Origin of the sequence: Streptomyces sp. NPDC006733 (genome assembly GCF_040636125.1) — a bacterium.
Taxonomy (GTDB): Bacteria; Actinomycetota; Actinomycetes; order Streptomycetales; family Streptomycetaceae; genus Actinacidiphila.
On record NZ_JBEYJD010000092.1, the window covers coordinates 1 to 18,454 of the forward strand.

Sequence of the window (18,454 nt, forward strand, 5' to 3'; positions counted from 1 at the left end):
CCCACAGCGGCCTCCCCGGCCTCAATGTCAACCGTCACGTCAGTCATCAACTGTCGCTTCCAGCTCAGGAGTTACACCGCTCACGGTACAGACCCCCCTCGCGCTGAGCCTGCGCCCGGACGAGGCCTGCACCCGCACCGCGGCCACCTCGACCCCGCGCACGTCCGCCGCCGCCCGCACGTTGCTGTCGGACTCTTTGACCATGTCCGTCCACTCGGCGGGAGTCCTGGTCAGGTTTTCTCCGGCCGGGCTGGTGAGGGTCACGGCTCCGGGCTTCCACAGAGGGCTGGCCCAGGCCAGGAGCGCAGCGGGCCGGCCCGTCGCTGCCGCAGAGGCCCCGACTGCCACAGCGCCGGGCGGGTGAACGCCCGTCGTCCTGCCAGCGACGTCCCGGGCGCCGGGTACAGCTACGCCATGCTGTCCCTTTCTCTGCCGCTCCCGCTGGCGCTGTGTCGTCCTGTCGACGAAGCCCGCGGCGGCCCGGATTTGAGTCTGGAGCCGAAGTTATGGACAGGGTTTGAAGCTGTCCATGGTCCACCTACTTTCTCGATGGGGGTCGGCAGTCGTAGCTGGAACCGATGTTGCTGAAGCTCTGGCTGGACACCGGCACACCACACGGAAGCGCGCGGCTTCCAGCTTGACCTTCGACTTGGGTCGAAGGTCTACCGTCGGTGATGTGAGCACGATGCGAATCTCCCAGCTCGCTGAACGCTCCGGCGTGCCGGCGACGACCCTGCGCTTCTACGAGGGTGCCGGACTACTGCCCGCCGACCGGAGCCCGGCTGGCTACCGGCTGTACGGCGAGGACGCGGTCGAGCGGCTGGCGTTCATCGGCGCGGCCAAGCATCTGGGACTGCCGCTGGAGGAGATCGGCGAACTGCTCGGAGTCTGGGAGGCCGGTGCCTGCCGGGACGTGAAAGCGGATCTGCGGCCCCGGATCGCCGCCCGCCTGGCCGAAGCCGAGTCCAGGGCCGCCGAGCTGGCCGCGTTCACCGCATCCCTGCACACGGCCCTGGAGCACCTGGACGCGCTGCCCGATCGCGCGAGCCCCTGCGATCCCGAGTGCGGCTTCCTCGCCTCGTCGGTTCCGCCCGCTGCCAGCACGCGGCCGGTGGACGTGGTGCTGGCGCCCAGCCGCCAGTCCGCCGAGGCCGAGGCGGAGGGGTGGCGGACGGCGCCGGTGGCCTGCTCCCTGACCGGCGAGGGCCTGCACGAGCGGACCGCCCAGTGGCGCGAGGCGGTCGATGGCGCCGTGCGGACCGCGGTGCCTGACGGGCTGCGGCTGACCATGCCCGTCGAGCGGACGGCGCGGGTGGCGGAGCTGGCATCGGCCGAGCAGCAGTGCTGTCCGTTCTTCGACTTCCGGCTTCACCTCGACGGCCCGCGCCTGCACTTGGAGGTCCGCGCGCCGGCCGACGGAGTCGGGCTGCTGACCGATCTGTTCGGCCCGGCCGCCTGACCGCGCCCTCCCTATCCCGCCCGCTTCCCCTGCTCCGGAGACTTCCTGCCGTGCTCGTCGCCCGCTCCATCGCCCTGTTCGCCGTCGCCGCGCTGTTCGAGATCGGGGGTGCCTGGCTGGTCTGGCAGGGCATCCGCGAGCACAAGGGATGGATCTGGATCGGCGCCGGCGTCATCGCGCTTGGTCTGTACGGGGTGGTGGCCACCTTCCAGTCCGACGACAACTTCGGCCGGATCCTCGCCGCGTACGGCGGGATCTTCGTCGCTGGGTCGATCGCGTGGGGCATGGTCGCCGACGGCTACCGGCCCGACCGCTTCGACGTCATCGGCGCGTTGGTCTGCCTCGCCGGGATGGCGGTCATCATGTACGCCCCGCGCGGCCACTGAGCCGGCCGCACCGGGATCAGGCCAGGGCCTGGACGGCGTACACCGCACCGAGGGCGGCGGCGAGGGCGCCGAGCAGGAGCCGGAGCGCGGTCTCGGGCAGGTGCGGTTGCAGGCGTGCGCCGAGGTAGCCGCCGATCAGCCCGCCCAGGCCGCAGGCCAGGCCCAGCCACCAGTTGGGCGAGACGGGTCCGGGGCTTGCCAGGGCCAGCAGCGTGTACGCGGCGGCGCCGGCGACGGAGGTGGTGAAGGTCGCGGAGAGGGTGGCCGGTGCGAGGCGGGCCATGGGCATGCCGCGGGCGGCGAGGATGGGCCCGAGGAGGGAACCGCCGCCGATGCCGTAGATCCCGCCGATCACTCCGACCGTGAGGGCCAGGGCGGCGAGTGCGGGCCTCGACGGTTCGGCCGTGTCCGGCCGCCGCCGGGCGGGGCGCAGGGTGCGCAGGCACAGCCACGCGCCGAGCGGGAGGAGAAAGGCGGCGACCAGGATGCGGAAGACGTCGGGGCCGGGGAGGGCGAAGACGCGGATGGCGGCGCCTGCAAGGACGCCGGGCAGTGTCCAGGCGACGAGGCGCCGGGCCAGTCCGCCGCGCAGAGCGCCGTCGCGGCGGTAGCGCCAGAGTGCGCCTGGCCCGGCTACCACATTGAACAGCAGGTTCGTCGGTGTGACGGCGGGGCTCGGCACGCCGAGGACGCTGAGCTGGACCGGCAGGAGGAAGACCGCCCCGGACACGCCGACCGGCGCGGTCACCGTCGAGATCAGCAGGCCGGCCGCGAACCCGGCCCAGATCGTCCACTCCACCGCTGCCCCCGCCGCTCCGTGATCGCCCGGTCAGTATCGACGGAGGGGGTGGCGGGATCGTGATTCGGCAACGAGATGTTCACGAGCAGCAGGTGCAGCCCGGCTTGCAGCCGCACGCGTCCGCCTCGGCCTCGGCCGCCCCGACGGGGGCCGGGGTGCGGGAGGTGGGTGCGCAGCAGCCTTTGCCCTGCCAGGCGTCGCGGCCTTCCTTGAGGGCGATGGCGGCGATGACCAGGGCTGCGATGGGGTCGGCCCAGGACCAGCCGAGGGTGGCGTTGAGGATCAGGCCGACCAGGAGGACGGCGGAGAGGTACGTGCACAGCAGGGTCTGCTTGGAGTCCGCGACGGCGGAGGCGGATCCGATTTCGCGTCCTGCGCGGCGCTGGGCGGCGGAGAGGAACGGCATGATCGCCAGGGAGAGGGCGGCGATGATGATGCCGGGGATCGAGGTCTCGGCCTCGCCGGTGCCGGTCAGGGCGCGTACGGCGTCGAAGGTGACGTAGGCGGCGAGGGCGAAGAAGGAGACGGCGATGATCCGCAGGGTGGTCTTCTCCCGGGCTTCGCGCACGGCGTGGTCGCGGGCGGAGAACTGCCAGGCGACCGCGGCGGCGGAGGACACCTCGATGACGGAGTCCAGCCCGAAGCCGATCAACGCGGTGGAGGAGGCGATCGTGCCCGCGGTGATCGCGACGACCGCCTCGATGACGTTGTAGGTGATCGTGGCGGCGACCAGCAGCCGTATTCGTTTGGCGAGTGCGTCGCGGCGGGCCGGGGACGGCCCGAGGGATATCGCGGTCATCTCAGCAGCAGTCCTTCGTGGCGGCGTCCGGGCAGGTCTGGTCGGACTCGACTGCGACCACGGCGGCCAGCAGGTGGTCCAGGGCGTGGCCGAGGCGAGGGTCGGCGAGCTCGTAGCGGGTGCGGCGCCCGTCGGGCACGGTGACGACGAGGCCGCAGTCCCGCAGACAGGCCAAGTGGTTGGACAGGCGGGTTCGCGAGACGCCGAGCGCGTCGGCGAGGTCGGCGGGGTAGGCCGGCGCCTGACGCAGCGCGAGGAGAATGCGGCATCGGATCGGGTCGGCGAGCGCGCGGCCGAAGCGGGCCAGCACGTCGATGTCGGAGGCAACGGTCAGCACCCCCTGAGAGTACAGTGAAGCGTGAATTCACAGAAGCATGGATAATGATGATCAGTCCGGTGGGCCTACGATCGGCCCACTGACCAGCAGGAAGAGGGCTGAAGAACGTGACGGGCGACGAGCAGGACCTGGCCGAAGCCCAGCGGGCGCACTGGCAGAGCACGTACTCCGCCCATCCGGGCATGTACGGCGAGGAGCCCTCCGCCCCCGCCGTCCACGCCGCGACCGTCTTCCGGGCCGCCGGCGCCCGCGACGTCCTCGAACTCGGCGCCGGTCACGGCCGCGACGCCCTGTACTTCGCACGCGAGGGCTTCACCGTGCAGGCCACCGACTTCTCAGCGACCGGCCTGGAGCAACTGCGCCGCGGCGCGCTCGCCCAGGGCACCGCCGGGCAGGTCACCACGGCCGTGCACGACGTCCGCGAGCCGCTCCGGCTGCCGGACGCCTCCACGGACGCGGTGTTCGCGCACATGCTGCTGTGCATGGCCCTGTCCACCGACGAGATCCGCGCCCTCGTCGGCGAGATCCGCCGGGTCCTGCGCCCGGGCGGCACCTTCGTCTACACCGTCCGTCACACCGGCGACGCCCACTATGGCACCCGCACCGCCCACGGCGACGACATCTACGAACACGGCGGCTTCGCCGTCCACTTCTTCGACCGCTCCCTCGTCGACACCCTCGCCGACGGCTGGAACCTAGACGAGGTGCACGCCTTCGATGAGGGCGACCTGCCCCGCCGCCTGTGGCGCGTCACCCAGACCTTGCCGCGCTGACCACCGGGTCCGAGACCATCGACGCGGATGCTGCCGGCTTCACCGGGACGGCGACACGCCCCCGCCACCTTGTCGTCCGGCTGCCCGATGGCCGGACGGCCCGCTCTCAGCAGCTGACCCCACCGCTGACCCCGCCCTCTTCCTCCGACAGGCCGGACCAGCCGCAGAGGCTCGTGCGCCGGACGGCGAACCGTACCGGTGTGGCGCGACGTGCAGCGTGGTGTGTCAGTGCAGCTCAGCGTCGGTATGGTGCACGCCATCTCGTGCGACAGGTGTGGTGCCATCCCCCGGAGTGGTGATGGCACTTTGCTGTTGGTGCGGGGTTATCGCGGTTTGTGTTCGGTGATCCAGTGGGCCGCGAGGAGGCCGGAGGCGGCGGTGAGAACGGCTGCGGCGATGACGGTGGCGTTGAGGCCGAGCCAGTCGGCGAGCACACCGGCCACGAGGGCGCCGGCGGCGTAGCCGATGTCGCGCCAGAAGCGGTAGGTGCCGAGGGCGTTGGCTCGCCATGCTGGGTGGGCGTGGTCGGAGATGGACGCGATGAGGGCCGGGTAGACCATGGCCGTGCCGAGACCGAGGAAGACCGCCGACAGGACGCCCGCGAGCAGCGGGCGCTCCAGCAGGGTGAGGGCGAGGATGAAGCCGACGGACTGGACGAGCATGCCGTAGACGATCAGCGGTTTGCGGCCGATGCGGTCGGCGAGGTGACCGGTGGGGATCTGCCCGAGCCCCCACAGGATCGGGTACAGCCCCTTGATCAGGCCGACGGCTGCAAGTCCCAGGCCGTGGTCGGTGAAGAGCAGGGGGAAGACGCCCCAGGTCAGGCCGTCGTTGAGGTTGTTGATCAGCCCGGCTTGGCTGGCGCCGCGCAGGGAGCGGTTGCGCCAGGAGGTGCGGGTGAAGGTGGCCTTGAGGCCGGTGTCCTCGCCGGTGGGCAGCGGCTTGGTGTGGTTGGCGAGTTCCAGGGCGACGTGGGCGGCGGTGTCGCGGACGACCAGGGCCAGCGCGAGGCCCGCGACGACGAAGATGACGCCGATGAGTTCGGGGACGGGGCGCAGGCCGTAGCTGGTGGCGAGGTAGCCGGTGAGCAGGGCGGTGACGCCGACCGCGGTGTAGCCGGCGGCCTCGTTCAGGCCGGTGGCCAGGCCGCGGCGGGAGGGGCCGACGAGGTCGATCTTCATGTTGACGGTCATCGACCAGGTCAGGCCCTGGTTCAGGCCGAGCAGCACGTTGGCGGCGACGATCCAGCCCCAGGACGGCGCGTAGGCCAGGGCAAAGGGGACGGGGATGCCGAGCAGCCAGCCGGCCACCAGGAGCTGCTTGCGGCGGAAGCGGGCGGTCAGGGCGCCGGCGGCGAGGTTGGTGAACGCCTTGGTGAGGCCGAAGGCGATGATGAAGGAGAAGACGGCCAGGTCGCTGGTCAGGCCGAACGTCTCGGAGCCGATCAGCGGGACGGTGGTGCGTTCCAGGCCGACCAGGCCGCCGACGCAGATGTTGACGATGACCAGCAGGGTGAACTGCAGGCGGTTCTCGCGCAGGCCGAGCCGTACAGGCCGGCCGTGGGCGTCGGTCGTCGGGGCGGGGTGTGTGGTGCTCACGAGCTGGTGTCCCCGGTTCCCTGGATGAGCTGCTGGCCGTGGGCCTGGACGTAGTCGGCGGCTCCCCCGTCGAGTACGGCGATGTCGGTGTGGCCGGCGCGTTCCAGGACGCTGGCGGCGGTCATGCCGCGCTCGCCGTGGGCGCAGGCGACGACCGCGCCCTCGGGGGCGTCGGCGGCGGCTGCGGCGAGGGCGCCGAGTTCGATGTTCAGGGCGTCGGGGACGTGGCCGGCGGTGAACTCCGCGTCCTGGCGGACATCGACGTAGGGGCGGCCTGCGGCGTGGCCGGGGGTGAGGAAGGCGGTGGTGGTCTGCGGGTTGCCGTCGGCGAGCCAGGCGGCCATGCCGCCCGCGAGTCGTCCGGCCAGACGCTCGTAGCCGATCTTGTACGACTGCCACACGATCTCGGCGAGGTCCTGTCCGTCGCCGGTGACGAAGACGACCGGGTCGGTGTCCGGCAGGAGCCAGCCGAGCCAGGTGGCGAACTGGCCGCGCAGCGGGATGGACAGCGAGCCGGGGATGTGGCCGGCGGCGTAGTCGGCCGCTGGGCGGACGTCGACGACCTGGGCGCCGTCGGCGAGCAGCGCCTTGACCTGTCCGGCCTCGAGCGCGGGCAGCAGCGGGGTGGCACTCAGGACGGTGGGGCCGCGCCGGTTGGCTTCGCCGAGGCGGTCGAAGTAGTCGGGGTAGCTGCCCAGGCCGGCCACCAGCTGCTTGACGAAGGCGTCCTCGTCCGCGGCGGCGAGCAGGGGGTTGGTCTGCTTCTGGCCGCCGATGGTGGAGGTGCGCTCGTTTCCGCGTACGGCGGAGCAGAAGGAGCCGGCGCCGTGGGTGGGCCAGACGGCGGTGGCGTCGGGCAGGGTGATCAGGCGCTGGATGGAGCGGTACTGGGCGCGGGCGAGTTCCTCGGTGCGGTCGGCGCCGAGGAGGTCGGTGCGGGCGGCGGAGTTCACGATCATCGAGCCGCCGGTGAACACCCCCAGTTCCCGGCCGCCGTCGTGGAGGAGGAAGGAGAGGTGCTCGTCGGTGTGGCCGGGGGTGGCCAGGGCCCGCAGGGTCAGGCCGCCGAGATCGACCTCGTCGCCGTCTGCGAGGCCCCGGTGGCCGAAGGTCCGCCGGCCGGCGGCGGAGGCGAGGATTTCGGCTCCGTCGTCGTGGGCGAGCTGGACGGCGCCGGAGAGGAAGTCGGCGTGCAGATGGGTGTCGGCGGCGAACGCGACGGTGAGATCGCGCCGGGCTGCCGCTGCCTTCAGGGCCCGTAGGTCGCGGCTGGCGTCCACCGCGAGCGCGCGGCCGTCGCCGAGATCGACGAGGTAGGCACTGTTGCCCAGGCCCTGGTCGACCAGGGGTATGAGGTGGTCGTCGGCGAAGCCCATCCTGTGTCCTTCCAACGGAACAACCTGGCGGGCAGCCATTGCTGCCAGCCTTCAGTTACAATAATCCATAGATTATTGGAGGAAGCAATGCGGGATGCCACCACAAGCGGCGCCAAGGCCGCCCTCTACGACGCCTTCGCCACCAGCGGCAAAGCACTGGCCAGCGGAAAGCGCCTGGAACTGCTGGACCTGCTCGCCCAGGGCGAGCGCACCGTCGACGCCCTCGCCAAGGCTGCTGGCCTGAACCTGACCACCGCCTCCGCGCACCTGCAGACCCTCAAGCAGGCCGGATTCGTCGCCACCCGCCGCGAAGGGGTGCGCATCCATTACCGGCTCGCCGGCGACGACGTCGCCCAGCTGTTCGCACTGCTGCGCAAGGTCGCCGAAGCCCACCAGGCCGCCGTCCCCGCCGCCCGCGACGCCTACCTCGGCGAGGACACCACCGGCGAGATGAGCCACGAGGAACTGCGCGCCCGCGTCGCGGCCGGCGATGTCGTGATCCTGGACGTGCGACCGGTGGAGGAGTACCTCGCCGGACACATCCCCGGCGCCCTCTCCATCCCCGTCAACGAGCTGGCCGACCGGATCAACGAGCTACCCGAGGACACCGAGATCGTCGTCTACTGCCGGGGCGAGTACTGCGTCCTGGCCTACGACGCCGTACGCCTGCTGACCGACCTCGGCCGCCGCGCGATCCGTCTCAACGACGGCATGCTGGAGTGGCGCTTGTCGGAGCTGCCCGTCGACGCCTCGGACCTGACGTGACCGGCCCGGGCGGCGACCTCCCACCGCATCCGGCACTGGCTGACGGGCCGGTCTACCTGGACTACAACGCCACCACCCCGGTCGACCCGCGCGTCACCGCGGCGATGTGGCCGTACCTGAGCGACTTCTTCGGCAACCCCTCCAGCAGCCACCCCTACTCCCAAGAGCCACAACGGGCGCTCGCCACAGCACGCGCCCAGGTCGCCGACCTGCTCGGTGCTGGGCCCGGTGAGATCGTGTTCACCGGATCGGGATCCGAAGCCGACCTGCTCGCCCTGCGCGGCGTGGTCCTGGCCTCGGGCCGACCGCGCCCGCATGTGCTCTCACAGGCCACCGAGCATCCCGCCGTCCTGGAGACGTGCCGGGCCCTGGAGCGGCTGCACGGCGCCCGGGTGACCGTGCTGCCCGTCGACGGGGACGGGCTCGTCGCCCCGGCCGCGCTGGCCGCCGCGCTCACCGAGGACACGGTGCTGGTGTCGGTGATGGCCGCGAACAACGAGACCGGCGCCCTCCAGCCGATCACGGAACTCGCGGCCCTCGCCCACGAGCGCGGGGCGCTGTTCCACTGCGACGCCGCCCAGGCGGTGGGAAAGATTCCCCTCGATGTCGGCGAGCTGGGCGTGGACCTGCTGACGGTCGTGGGGCACAAGATGTACGCGCCGAAGGGCGCCGCAGCTCTCTTCGTACGTGACGGGGTGCGGCTGGAGCCGGTCGTCTACGGCGGCGGGCAGGAACGCGGCCTGCGTGCGGGCACGGAGAACGTCGCCCTGGCCGTCGCACTCGGCACCGCCGCGCAACTCGCGGCCGGCGAGCTCGCCGACGGCGCCCCGGCCCGCATCGCGGCCCTGCGCAACGACCTCCACCAACAGCTGACGGCTGCCCTGCCTGGCCGTGTGCACCTCAACGGCCCGGAGAGGAACCGCCTGCCGAACACCCTGAACGTCAGCGTCGACGGTGTCCTCGGCCATCAGCTCCTCGCCGCCGTCGCCCAGATCGCGGCCTCGACCGGATCGGCCTGCCACAGCGGCACCCACACCCCTTCCCCCGTGCTCACCGCCATGGGCCTCGACCGGGACCGCGCGCTCGGCGCGCTGCGGTTGTCCCTGGGCCGCTGGACCACGGCCGAGGACATCGAGACGGCGGCAGCGGCCCTCACCCAGGCGGCTGCCGCGCAGTGACCGGGCCGACCGGCCCGAAGCCAGAGGATCCGACGAACCGCAGGAGAGGCATGACCGAGAACAGCGCGCACGGACTGTCCACCCGCAGTGTCCACGCCGGCGAACACCGCGACGCCGAAGGGGCCATCCACACCCCGCTCTACAACCACTCCACGTTCGCGTTCGACACCACCGCCGACCTCCTCGACGTCGTCGAAGGCCGTAAGTCCGGGAACCTCTACACCCGCTACGGCCTCAACCCCACCATCCGCTCCACCGAGGCCAAGCTCGCCGACCTCGAAGGCGCCGAGCAGGCCCTGGCGTTCTCCTCCGGCATGGCCGCCGAAGCCGCCACGTTCCTCGCGCACTGCCGCACCGGCGACCACATCGTGTGCATCGGCGAGGTCTACGGCGGCACCTTCGAACTCCTCGGCGACAACCTGCCGCAGGTCGGCATCACCACCACGTTCCTGCGCGCCGACGAGGTGGACCGGCTGCCGGAGGTGCTGAGCGGCCGGACCCGGATCGTGTTCTTCGAGACCCCGGCCAACCCCACCCTGACCGTCTTCGACATCGCCGCCATCTCCGCCCAGGCCCGCACGGTCGGCGCGCTGACGGTGGTGGACAACACCTTCGCCACCCCGGTCAACCAGAACCCCCTCGCCCACGGTGCGGACCTGGTCGTGCACTCCGCGACCAAGTACCTCGGCGGGCACTCCGACCTGACCGCCGGCGTCCTGACCGGGCCCGCCGAACACCTTGCCCCCGTGATGGGGTGGCGCAAGAACCTCGGCCAGGTCATCGCCCCCGAGACCGCCTTCCTCCTCGCCCGCTCCATCCGCTCCCTGCCCGTCCGGGTCCGCGCCCAGAACGACACCGCACAGGCGGTCGCTGCTTTCCTCGCCACGCACCCGCGCGTGGCCCGCGTCCACTACCCGGGGCTGGCCACCGGGGAGCAGAAGCGCATCGTGGACGCGCAGATGCGCGGCGGGGGCGGCATGCTCAGCGCCGTCCTGGACGCGGACGCCGATCAGACTGCTGCCGTGGTGGACCGGCTGCGGCTGTTCGCCATCGCGCCCAGTCTCGGCGGAGTCGAGTCCCTGGTCACCCAGCCCATCACCACCACCCACCACGGCCTGGACCCGGCCGAGCGCGCCAAGCGCGGCATCGCCGACAGCATGGTCCGCCTGTCCGTCGGCCTCGAAGACGCCGACGACCTGATCGCCGACCTCGCCCAGGCCCTCGACACCGACTAACAGCCCTCTTCCTTCCGCCCACCGGACCTGTACGAGGGCCCGGTGGGCGGCCCGTACGACCCCTGCACGCAAGGCCTCCATCCCGTGACCGGCTTCCCCCTCCAGCGCGCGCTCAGAGCTGGTGGCTGGAGCGAGGGGCACTGGCGGGAAGGGGGATGACGCGGGCCTGTGTTCGTAGAGCGTTGTTTTCGAGGGTGAGACTGCGGATGGCTTCTTCGTACAGGTGCAGGGTTTGGCGTAGGTCGGCGTTCTCCTGCCGCAGCCGCCTCAGGTTGCCCTGAGCCCGCTGGCCGGCGGCCGGGGGCGGTTCTTCAGGCTGCCGGGCGGGCGTCGCGAGGGGCTGGAAGTAGCTGGTGATGAGGTCCTGGTGGTGGCGGTAGAAGGTGGCGTGGGTGATGCCGAGGCGCCGCTCGACCGCGGTGACGGTGGCGCGACGCCCGGCGGCCGCCGCTTCAGCGAGGACAACGTCCATCGCCGTGCGGACGGTGTCGGCGTCGGGGATCGGGGGCTTCACGTCGGCTCCGGGGCGTGTCGGGTGAGGAAGTCGTGGGAGTCCTGGCGCTGCTGCTGGAGCCGGTGGCGGATGTAGGGGGCGAGGCCGTCGCCTTGTCCCAGGGCGACGTCGAGGTCGGCGACGTGCCGGGCGTGGGCGTCGCGGTTTTCCGGGGTGAGGGCGGTGTTGCGGCAGGCGAGCGGCCGGCACTCTGCGAGCTCGGGCTGCCCGGCCGTGCTCGCGGGCGGTCGGCACAGGGCCCGGTCGGGGTTGTAGACGCAGGTGACGAAGGAGCCGGGGTAGATGGCGGGGTCGTGGCGTTTCATGATCCGCAGAAGGCGGGCTTCGTCGGTGACGACCTGGCCCTGGAAGACGGTGTGGCGGGCGAACGCGGCCAGGCGTTGTTCGGCTTCCGCGCTGGCGGGGCCGGTGAGATGTGGCCGGTCAGGGTCGGCGGCGGCGTCGGCGAGGAGCTGGCCGCGGGTGAGGGCTTCCTCCGCCTCGACCTCGGCGCGGAAGCCTGAGTCGCTGGTTCCGGCATAGCCCTCGAACATCTGGATCCGCTGGTGACGGAACTGTAGGGCGCCAGCGATCGCGCCGGCGGGGTGGCGGGCGATGAACCAGGCCAGGGTGCGGCGGAACTGCCGGGTGGTCAGGTGCGGTGCCCGGCCGTTGACATCTGGGATTCGGTCGGTGCGGTGGTTCGTGGCGCAGTAGTCGTTGATCCAGGCGGTCAGCTTGCCCAGCTTGGTGACGGTGGTGCTGCTCGCGGCGACCCGGCCGGGGGCGGGGAGCCGGGAGGCGGTGAGACTGCGGCCCCCGACCGGGGCGAACAGGAACGCCTGGGTGTCGGTTTGGAGGCGTTCGAGGAGTGCGACCGCGCGGGCCACGGGCGCGGTGACGATCCACGTAGCCGTTACGCCACGGGGATCGGCCTCGCCCTTGAAGGCGAGGCTCGTCAGTTCATGCCGGTAGACGTTGCCGTCCGGGGCCTGGCGGGTGGTGACGCATCCGGGCTTGAGGTGCTTGATCTCGGAGTCGCGCATGCCGGAGAGGTAGGCGATCACGACCCAGCAGGCCGTCTGGAGGAGCGCCAGGTGGCGGGGGACGTCGTCGTAGGAGATCGCGGCCAGCCATGGGCGATCGTCCAGCAGGCCCCGAACGCGGTGATCGAGGTAGCTGTCCTCGGCGACGCCGAGCTCGGCAACGGCCTCCTTGATCAGCCGCACGGTTCCCTTGCTCTGCAGGAGCTTGGGACTGCAGCCGACGATCCGGGCCAGATGCGTGACGTTGGCCGTCCTAGCCGCCTCCGGTCTGCCCGTCCCGCCCGGTACGGCGGGCAGGGGAAGTCCGCGTTCCCGGAAGTCGGCCAGCACACGGCCAGGGCTTCAAGCGGCTCCGTGCACGTCGTCGGCCGCGCGTCGAGAGCGGCGCGGACGGCGCGGGCGTCGAGCACGTCGTCGGCGAAGTCGTCGACCCAGCGCAAAGCCCACGTCAGCAGCGGCGCCATGACCTGCTCAGGGATCCGGGCGGTGAGATTTTCCCCGCCCTGGCGGGTCTGGGTACGGGTCCACGCCTGCCAGGTCGGAAGCCGGACCGGATCGCACACCAGCCGCTGGGATACCGGCAGCCGGGTGCGATAGGCCCACAGCATCCGCACCGCCCGCCGGTGGCGCTTCGTGCTGCCCGGAGCCTGCCGCAGTCCCACCACCACCTGGTGGTAGGTGGCGAGGTCCTCCGCGGTGAGGTCCGCCAGCGAGTCGGTGCGGTCGTGGGCCCAGAGGAAGAACCGGCGCGCGCAGGAGAAGTAGGTGTGGATGCTGGAGATGGTGATCGGTGTCTCGCCCGGCGGGGTGTCCTGGGTGAGCAGGGAGTGGAACAGGTGCTTCGCCACCGCCACATAGGGAGCGGGGAGTCCGGTGAAGTTGAGGATGGCTGGCTGGCGGTCTGCGCGCAGCAGGACGGGGTCCAGGAGCCACACGTCGTCGGCGAAGACGGAGGTGTCCTCCAATACGGCGTCCTCGCGGAGCGGCCGGCCTGCCAGCACCCGCGTCCCCGCAGGTACGGGCCGCCACGCCTCGACGGGCAGCGTGAGGGTGGTCATGGCATCTCCTGAGGGCCGTCGAGAAGGTCGAGCGGCAGCGCGGCCGGCTGGAGTCGGGCCGCGTTCGCGCGCTGGGCCGCGGTGAACTTGGGCAGGATGCCGCTGGTGATGATCTGCCACGTCCGGCCGTGGCGGTGCACCCACTGCTCGGCGTCCCGCCGTTCCAGATCGGCCCGCAGCGACTCCGCCAGGGCGAGAAGCATCGGCAGGTGCCGCTCCAGCACCATCGCGTTCGGGCAGCTCAGACAGGTCAGGAACGACTCGCGGCAGCGGCCCCCGTGATCGGGATGGTGCTCGATGTCCAGGCACGAGGCGGCCAAGGTGTCCAGCTCGCCCGCCCCGGCCCGCTGCCGCGCGCTTTCGGCGCCCTCCCGCTGGGACGGAGCGAGGACCGCGAGGGTCTGGTCGTGGGCGTCGGTGATCGCCTCGGTGAGGATCTCGGCCGACCACTCCCTGACGAAGGGGTCCCTGCGCAGGTAGTGGGTGAAAGAGGTCTCGGCCGTGTTGGTCAGCCGGGTGGACGGTAGATGGCCGCCCACCTGCTTCGCGGAGCGGACCTCCACCGTCGTGCGCAGCCGCGTCAGCCGCAGGTTCAGCGGCTGGCCATCATCGCCCCGCAGACCGTGGCGGGCAGCCCACTGCCCGAGGTGCAGTTTGCGGGCCAGCTCGGAGTCGAAGGGGCCGATGTGCCCTCCGGTCGCAGCGTTGCTGACCCGTCCGCGACCGTTGCCCGCCCAGATCGACCACAGGCCCGCCGTCTTGGACAGGGCCCGACTGCGGCCCATCATCTCGTGCAGCAGCAGGTAGAAGCCGCCCGCCGACCGCAGCCGGCGGCCCGGATCCGCATCCGTACTCCAATGCACGGTCGTCCGTGAGTTGGACTTGCCCCTCCGCCGCTTCGTCAACGTGACCACCACCGCCCGGCCCTCCAGCACCCGGTGCTCGGAGGGCAGCTCCTTGAGCGTCTCGGGATTGCGGCCGCTCAGCCCCGCCGCGTAGATCATCAGCGGGGCCAGATCGTTGTCCACGACGAACAGCTGACGGGCCTGCTCCAGCCCTGCCTCCGCGTACAGCCCGACCGCCAGCCCCTGGTAGTCCACGCGCGGCCGTCCCGTGCGGGCCAGCTCCGCCAGCGCCGCGCCGCGATCCCGCTCCGAGTCGTCCAGAGCATCCGGGCCGCGCAGGTATCGAGTGAGCAGGGCTTCGCCGGCAGCGAGCCGATCCCGGATCGCAGCCACATCGGAGCGGGCCGCGGCCATCACGGCGGCGAACTCCCGGTCCGAATACCCGGGCGTCCCTCCCTGCTGGGCGTCGACCCCGTGCCCGCGCTGCCCCATGAAGTCCAACAGCATCCCCTCCAGCCGTTCCGGCCGGGGCAGGGCACGGAGCACCAGCAGGAGATCCTGGACATGCCTCACGGCCGTCTGGTACTCGCAAGTCTCCAACCTCGACATCCGGTACCGCTCCACATGCCGCATTCGAAGATCCGCTACCCGCCGGGGAGGCTCGGACAAGGCGGCCAGCACGGTGAAGAAACGGCGGATCGTCTGCCACTGCCCCGTCGCAGCCCGCTGCGTGCGCCGGCCGCCCCCGAACCCGATCCGAGCCTCCAGCGCGAACGCGAAATCCTCGTGCAGCCCAGGCAGCGGCAGCTCGGCGAACCGGAAGTCCCGCTCGCGTCCGTCCTCACCGACGAACCGCACCACCGGACTGCCGCCCTGGCCCGGCACCACCACCGAGGGCGGCCGCTCGTAGAAACCGTCCGGCACCGCAGCCGTCCGGCCCCGGCCCGCCCGCCCAAAGTCCTCGCTCACGCGGCCACACCCGTATTCTCCTGCCAGCCCTCCGGGCTGAACCCTGCGGGCTCCCACGCCCCCTCCGGCACCAGCTCCAGCCGGGTATGCATCTCCAGCTCCTGCAACGTGTGCAGGTAAATCGCCGTGGTCGTCGCCGACCGGTGACCGAGCCTGATCCGCACCCAATTCAGCGGATCCCCGAACACCCGCTGATACGTCAGCCGCTGGGCCGCGTTCATCTCCCCCAGCGCTTGCAGATGCCCCCGCCACAGCAACTCCAGCGTGACCACCGCGTAGCTGTGCCGCAGCATGTGCGGCGTCGCCCTCAGCCCCACGCCCGCCGCGCCGCAGCGGGCATTGGCATCGGCGAAGACCTGCTTCCAGCCCGACACCGACATCGGCAGCCCCCACTGGTTCAGCCACACCATCGCTGGCTCCCACCCATCCGGCCCCGCCACCAGCAGCCGCCGCCGCTCAGCCGCATCCAGCCGGGACACCGGAACCCAACGTCCTCCGATCCGCACGGCAGGCCGCGCCGGATCCTCCACGATCAGCGACCGGCGGCCCGGAATATAGAAGCCGCGGGACCGCCCGTAGTCGAGCATCTCCCGCCGGTCCCACGCCATGTACTCCCACACATTCCGCAACGTCGATACCGGCATGTACACCGCCCGCCCCGAGCAGCCCTTGGAGATCGCGTCCGGCAGTACCGTCCGGGCGTTGACGATCCCGGAGCCGGGCGCAGGCAGCTCCGGCAGCTCGAACAACGTCAGCGCCGACTGCTCCGAGAGCCGCAGCCCCGTACGGACCAGGCTGTCCGCGAACACCGCGTTCCTGGCCGCCCACCGCCCACGAAACGCTGGCCGCGGCAGCTCACCGGCGTCGAACCCGCACAACCCGACGTTCCTCCACCGCCGGTACGAAGCAGGCGGAAGCCACCGCACCTCCCGACGAGGCCCCACCTTCGATGCCTCCGCCGGGACCAGTCGCGTCGACCCCCCACCAGGACCCGCCCACGATGAGCTGGCCGCGCGATGCCGGATAGGGTTCATCCGGACGAGGTCCTGCTCGAAGGCCCACAGGTAGAACTGGTTGACCGTCGCGACCTCGCGGTCCCACGAGGTATCCAGCACCCGCGGCCCTGCTTCATCGCGCCGACGCCACCACGAGTACGCGGCCCGGTCCTCCGGCGTCGCCGCCCGCCAACCGCACCCGCCCCGCGCCGACCACAGGAAGTTGAAGAACGTCCGCAGATCACGAGCATGGGCGGCCTGCGTGTTCCACGGTGAGTGAGCCAGCCACACCGAGAAGTACCTGTTCAACGCGACGTCGTAGCTGCCGTCCGGAGCGATCAGGAACGGCTGCCCCTCAGGTACGCCATGGTCGTCCAGGTCCGTGTTCAGCCGCGCGAACAGCTCGCTGAACTCCTTCATCAGCGGTGTGGCCACCCGAGGCCAAGGCGCATCTCGGCGAGTGAAGTGGACCCGCCAGCCCGTGATCGACATGGGTCTGGACAGTACTCACGGACTGTTCAACAGCGCATAACCGAAGTTCGACGGCTGGCGCTGCCAGGTCTTGGCCCGCGAGGGCCGGCTGTGGAGTCGGCATGGCACCGAGCTGACCGGCCCGTTCGCCGATGTCGCCGGCGCGGCCCGGGCCCCGCCCACGTGTGTGTTGGACGCGGAGCTCGTCGCGGTCTTGGACAGCGGGGAGATGGCGTTCTCTCGGCTGCAGTCCCGCTCCGGGCACGGTCCCCGGCGAGGGGAGGACTTCACCGTCCACCTGGCCGTTCTCGATCTCCTGGCCCTGGGGGACACCGACTGGAGGCCGCGCCGGTATGACGAGCGCCGGCGCCAACTCCTTGACGTCCTGGCGGATGGCCCGGCTCTGATCCGGCCGGTCCCCGCCACCGGCGACCTGGCCACTGCGCTGCGCTGGGTGGGCGCCTTGGGCGGCGTTGAGGGCGTGGTGATGAAACCGAACCGGCCGTACATTGCCGGCCGCCAGTCGGGCTGGTTGAAGTGGCGGCGGATGCACACCAGCGAGGCCGTCGTGCTCGGGGTCAGCGGCCGGACACTGAACACTCAGTGCCTGGCGCGGGGGTTGCCCCGGCCCGACGGCCGGATGCGGGCGGTGGGGGTGAGTCTGCCGCTGACCCCCGGGGTCCGCCGCGAGCTTCTGCCGTTGCTGCACCCCGCCGGGGAGAGCGTGGTCGAGCTGTCCGGCACGGTCGGCGGGCTGCCCGGTGCCGCCCCGGTGCCCTACTTTCCGGTGATGGCCAGCGTGGTGGTGGAGATCGAGGCCGATCAGGAAGGCCCCACCGAGTTCGGCCGGTTCCGCCACCGGCCGCGGGTGCTGCGGGTGCGCGGCGACATGGCGCCGACCGATCTGTCCGCCGCCCGGTGATCCTGCCGCCAACGGGTAAAGGCGCGGGTCCCGGGCGTGCGGCCAGGTAGTGCGACCAGCTGCCTCCGGCCAGGGCGGCCCAGCGCTCCGCTGTGCGGGGCGCGATGCCGAGCAGGTCGGCGAGCACCATGGGGGGCAAGTCCACCACGGCTTCCATCATGGCGGTGTTCCGGGCAGCGCGGACAGGCAGGCCGTGCTGGTGCAGCTTCGCGGCCAGCCCGGCCGGGTTGCGCGGTAGGCCGGGACTGGCGCCGGGCACGAGGTGCCGGGTCCGTTGCGGTGCGCGGGAGCGCACTGGTGGAGTAGGTCCTCGATAAGGCGGGCGAGCGCCGGCGGCAACAGGACCGGGTGCCGGTGGATCGTCACGTAGGTGTGCTCCGCATCGCGGTGGAGCTGGTCGGCGGTGAGCTCGACGATCCTGGTCAACGGGTAGGACTGTTCGCGCTGACCATCATGTCGTGAGCATGGTGAGGTCACGGGCATGGACAGAATGCCGTACTCAACTGACTTGTCCGACGAGCAGTGGGCGTTGATCTAACCGTTGATCACCGCGTGGAAACAGGAGCGGGTCGCTCGGTCGGCAACTGGGGACCCGGGCTCCTGTGACCTGCGTGAAGTGCCGAACGCGCTGCTCTACCAGAACCGGACGGGCTGTCAGTGGCGGCTCCTGCCGCACGATCTACCGGCCTGGTCGGCGGTGTTCTACTACTTCACCCTGTGGCGCCAGGACAGCCTCGACCAGCGGATCCAGGAGATTCTGCGCTGCCAGGTGCGGGAGCGGTTCAGACGATGAGAGGACCCGTCCCTGGTGATCATCGACACCCAGTCCGTCCGCGTGGCGGCCGGGGTGCCGAGGAAGACGACGGGACTGGACGCGAACAAGAAGACGCCCGGCCGCAAGCGTGGGCTCGCCGTGGACGTCATGGGCCTGATCATCGGCGTGGTGGTCC

The 18,454-nt window shown here is 71.4% G+C and carries 17 protein-coding genes and 2 pseudogenes; 8 read left to right on the forward strand and 11 right to left on the reverse strand.

What is annotated here, in order from left to right; translation table 11 throughout:
- Positions 1 to 39: 39 nt before the first annotated feature.
- Complete coding sequence (locus tag ABZ721_RS39720; RefSeq protein ID WP_358793709.1) at positions 40 to 264, reverse strand: hypothetical protein; 225 nt, start codon at positions 262 to 264, stop codon at positions 40 to 42.
- Between the two features lie 412 nt (positions 265 to 676).
- Between ABZ721_RS39720 and ABZ721_RS39725 the strand changes: the two genes are divergently transcribed.
- Positions 677 to 1,459, forward strand: coding sequence for a MerR family transcriptional regulator (locus ABZ721_RS39725; RefSeq protein WP_358793710.1), 783 nt, complete (start codon positions 677 to 679; stop codon positions 1,457 to 1,459).
- A 50-nt stretch (positions 1,460 to 1,509) separates the two neighbouring features.
- Positions 1,510 to 1,845, forward strand: coding sequence for a YnfA family protein (locus tag ABZ721_RS39730; protein WP_355184518.1), 336 nt, complete (start codon positions 1,510 to 1,512; stop codon positions 1,843 to 1,845).
- Between the two features lie 16 nt (positions 1,846 to 1,861).
- Here the strand turns inward: ABZ721_RS39730 and ABZ721_RS39735 are convergent, their stop codons facing one another.
- The 3 genes from ABZ721_RS39735 to ABZ721_RS39745 all read right to left on the reverse strand — a co-directional run bounded on the left by ABZ721_RS39735 (position 1,862) and on the right by ABZ721_RS39745 (position 3,780).
- On the reverse strand, positions 1,862 to 2,644 hold the full coding sequence (locus tag ABZ721_RS39735; protein WP_358793711.1) for a sulfite exporter TauE/SafE family protein: 783 nt from the start codon (positions 2,642 to 2,644) through the stop codon (positions 1,862 to 1,864).
- 79 nt (positions 2,645 to 2,723) lie between these two features.
- Positions 2,724 to 3,443 (reverse strand): cation transporter, encoded by a 720-nt coding sequence (locus ABZ721_RS39740; RefSeq protein WP_358793712.1) that lies wholly within the window; start codon positions 3,441 to 3,443, stop codon positions 2,724 to 2,726.
- 1 nt (position 3,444) lies between these two features.
- Positions 3,445 to 3,780: a metalloregulator ArsR/SmtB family transcription factor gene (locus ABZ721_RS39745; RefSeq protein WP_358793713.1), complete on the reverse strand. Its 336-nt coding sequence runs from the start codon at positions 3,778 to 3,780 to the stop codon at positions 3,445 to 3,447.
- A 107-nt stretch (positions 3,781 to 3,887) separates the two neighbouring features.
- Here ABZ721_RS39745 and ABZ721_RS39750 point away from each other — a divergent pair, with 107 nt between their 5' ends.
- Positions 3,888 to 4,553 (forward strand): class I SAM-dependent methyltransferase, encoded by a 666-nt coding sequence (locus tag ABZ721_RS39750; protein ID WP_358793714.1) that lies wholly within the window; start codon positions 3,888 to 3,890, stop codon positions 4,551 to 4,553.
- A gap of 323 nt (positions 4,554 to 4,876) precedes the next feature.
- Here the strand turns inward: ABZ721_RS39750 and ABZ721_RS39755 are convergent, their stop codons facing one another.
- Together ABZ721_RS39755 and ABZ721_RS39760 are read right to left on the reverse strand one after the other, a co-directional pair.
- On the reverse strand, positions 4,877 to 6,151 hold the full coding sequence (locus ABZ721_RS39755) for an MFS transporter (RefSeq protein ID WP_358793715.1): 1,275 nt from the start codon (positions 6,149 to 6,151) through the stop codon (positions 4,877 to 4,879).
- A complete protein-coding gene (locus ABZ721_RS39760; RefSeq protein ID WP_358793716.1) occupies positions 6,148 to 7,542 on the reverse strand; it encodes an MBL fold metallo-hydrolase in 1,395 nt (464 codons plus the stop codon). The genes ABZ721_RS39755 and ABZ721_RS39760 overlap by 4 nt, the downstream gene beginning before the upstream one ends.
- Before the next feature lie 72 nt (positions 7,543 to 7,614).
- Here ABZ721_RS39760 and ABZ721_RS39765 point away from each other — a divergent pair, with 72 nt between their 5' ends.
- The 3 genes from ABZ721_RS39765 to ABZ721_RS39775 are packed head-to-tail and all read left to right on the forward strand — an operon-like array spanning position 7,615 to position 10,705.
- On the forward strand, positions 7,615 to 8,292 hold the full coding sequence (locus ABZ721_RS39765) for a metalloregulator ArsR/SmtB family transcription factor (RefSeq protein ID WP_358793717.1): 678 nt from the start codon (positions 7,615 to 7,617) through the stop codon (positions 8,290 to 8,292).
- Positions 8,289 to 9,470 (forward strand): cysteine desulfurase family protein, encoded by a 1,182-nt coding sequence (locus ABZ721_RS39770; protein WP_358793718.1) that lies wholly within the window; start codon positions 8,289 to 8,291, stop codon positions 9,468 to 9,470. Before ABZ721_RS39765 ends, ABZ721_RS39770 begins: the two co-directional genes overlap by 4 nt.
- 50 nt (positions 9,471 to 9,520) lie before the next feature.
- On the forward strand, positions 9,521 to 10,705 hold the full coding sequence (locus tag ABZ721_RS39775; protein WP_358793719.1) for a PLP-dependent aspartate aminotransferase family protein: 1,185 nt from the start codon (positions 9,521 to 9,523) through the stop codon (positions 10,703 to 10,705).
- 112 nt (positions 10,706 to 10,817) lie between these two features.
- Here ABZ721_RS39775 and ABZ721_RS39780 read toward each other — a convergent pair whose 3' ends face one another.
- The 5 genes from ABZ721_RS39780 to ABZ721_RS39800 are packed head-to-tail and all read right to left on the reverse strand — an operon-like array spanning position 10,818 to position 16,603.
- Complete coding sequence (locus ABZ721_RS39780; RefSeq protein ID WP_358793720.1) at positions 10,818 to 11,219, reverse strand: hypothetical protein; 402 nt, start codon at positions 11,217 to 11,219, stop codon at positions 10,818 to 10,820.
- On the reverse strand, positions 11,216 to 12,427 hold the full coding sequence (locus tag ABZ721_RS39785) for a hypothetical protein (RefSeq protein WP_358793721.1): 1,212 nt from the start codon (positions 12,425 to 12,427) through the stop codon (positions 11,216 to 11,218). The genes ABZ721_RS39780 and ABZ721_RS39785 overlap by 4 nt, the downstream gene beginning before the upstream one ends.
- On the reverse strand, positions 12,418 to 13,302 hold the full coding sequence (locus ABZ721_RS39790; RefSeq protein ID WP_358793722.1) for a hypothetical protein: 885 nt from the start codon (positions 13,300 to 13,302) through the stop codon (positions 12,418 to 12,420). Before ABZ721_RS39790 ends, ABZ721_RS39785 begins: the two co-directional genes overlap by 10 nt.
- Complete coding sequence (locus ABZ721_RS39795; RefSeq protein ID WP_358793723.1) at positions 13,299 to 15,116, reverse strand: hypothetical protein; 1,818 nt, start codon at positions 15,114 to 15,116, stop codon at positions 13,299 to 13,301. The genes ABZ721_RS39790 and ABZ721_RS39795 overlap by 4 nt, the downstream gene beginning before the upstream one ends.
- Positions 15,113 to 16,603 (reverse strand): site-specific integrase, encoded by a 1,491-nt coding sequence (locus ABZ721_RS39800; protein WP_358793724.1) that lies wholly within the window; start codon positions 16,601 to 16,603, stop codon positions 15,113 to 15,115. Before ABZ721_RS39800 ends, ABZ721_RS39795 begins: the two co-directional genes overlap by 4 nt.
- 55 nt (positions 16,604 to 16,658) lie before the next feature.
- Between ABZ721_RS39800 and ABZ721_RS39805 the strand changes: the two are divergent.
- Together ABZ721_RS39805 and ABZ721_RS39810 are read left to right on the forward strand one after the other, a co-directional pair.
- Positions 16,659 to 17,504: pseudogene (locus tag ABZ721_RS39805) on the forward strand (hypothetical protein); the annotation flags it as partial.
- A gap of 541 nt (positions 17,505 to 18,045) precedes the next feature.
- Positions 18,046 to 18,454: pseudogene (locus tag ABZ721_RS39810) on the forward strand (transposase); the annotation flags it as partial.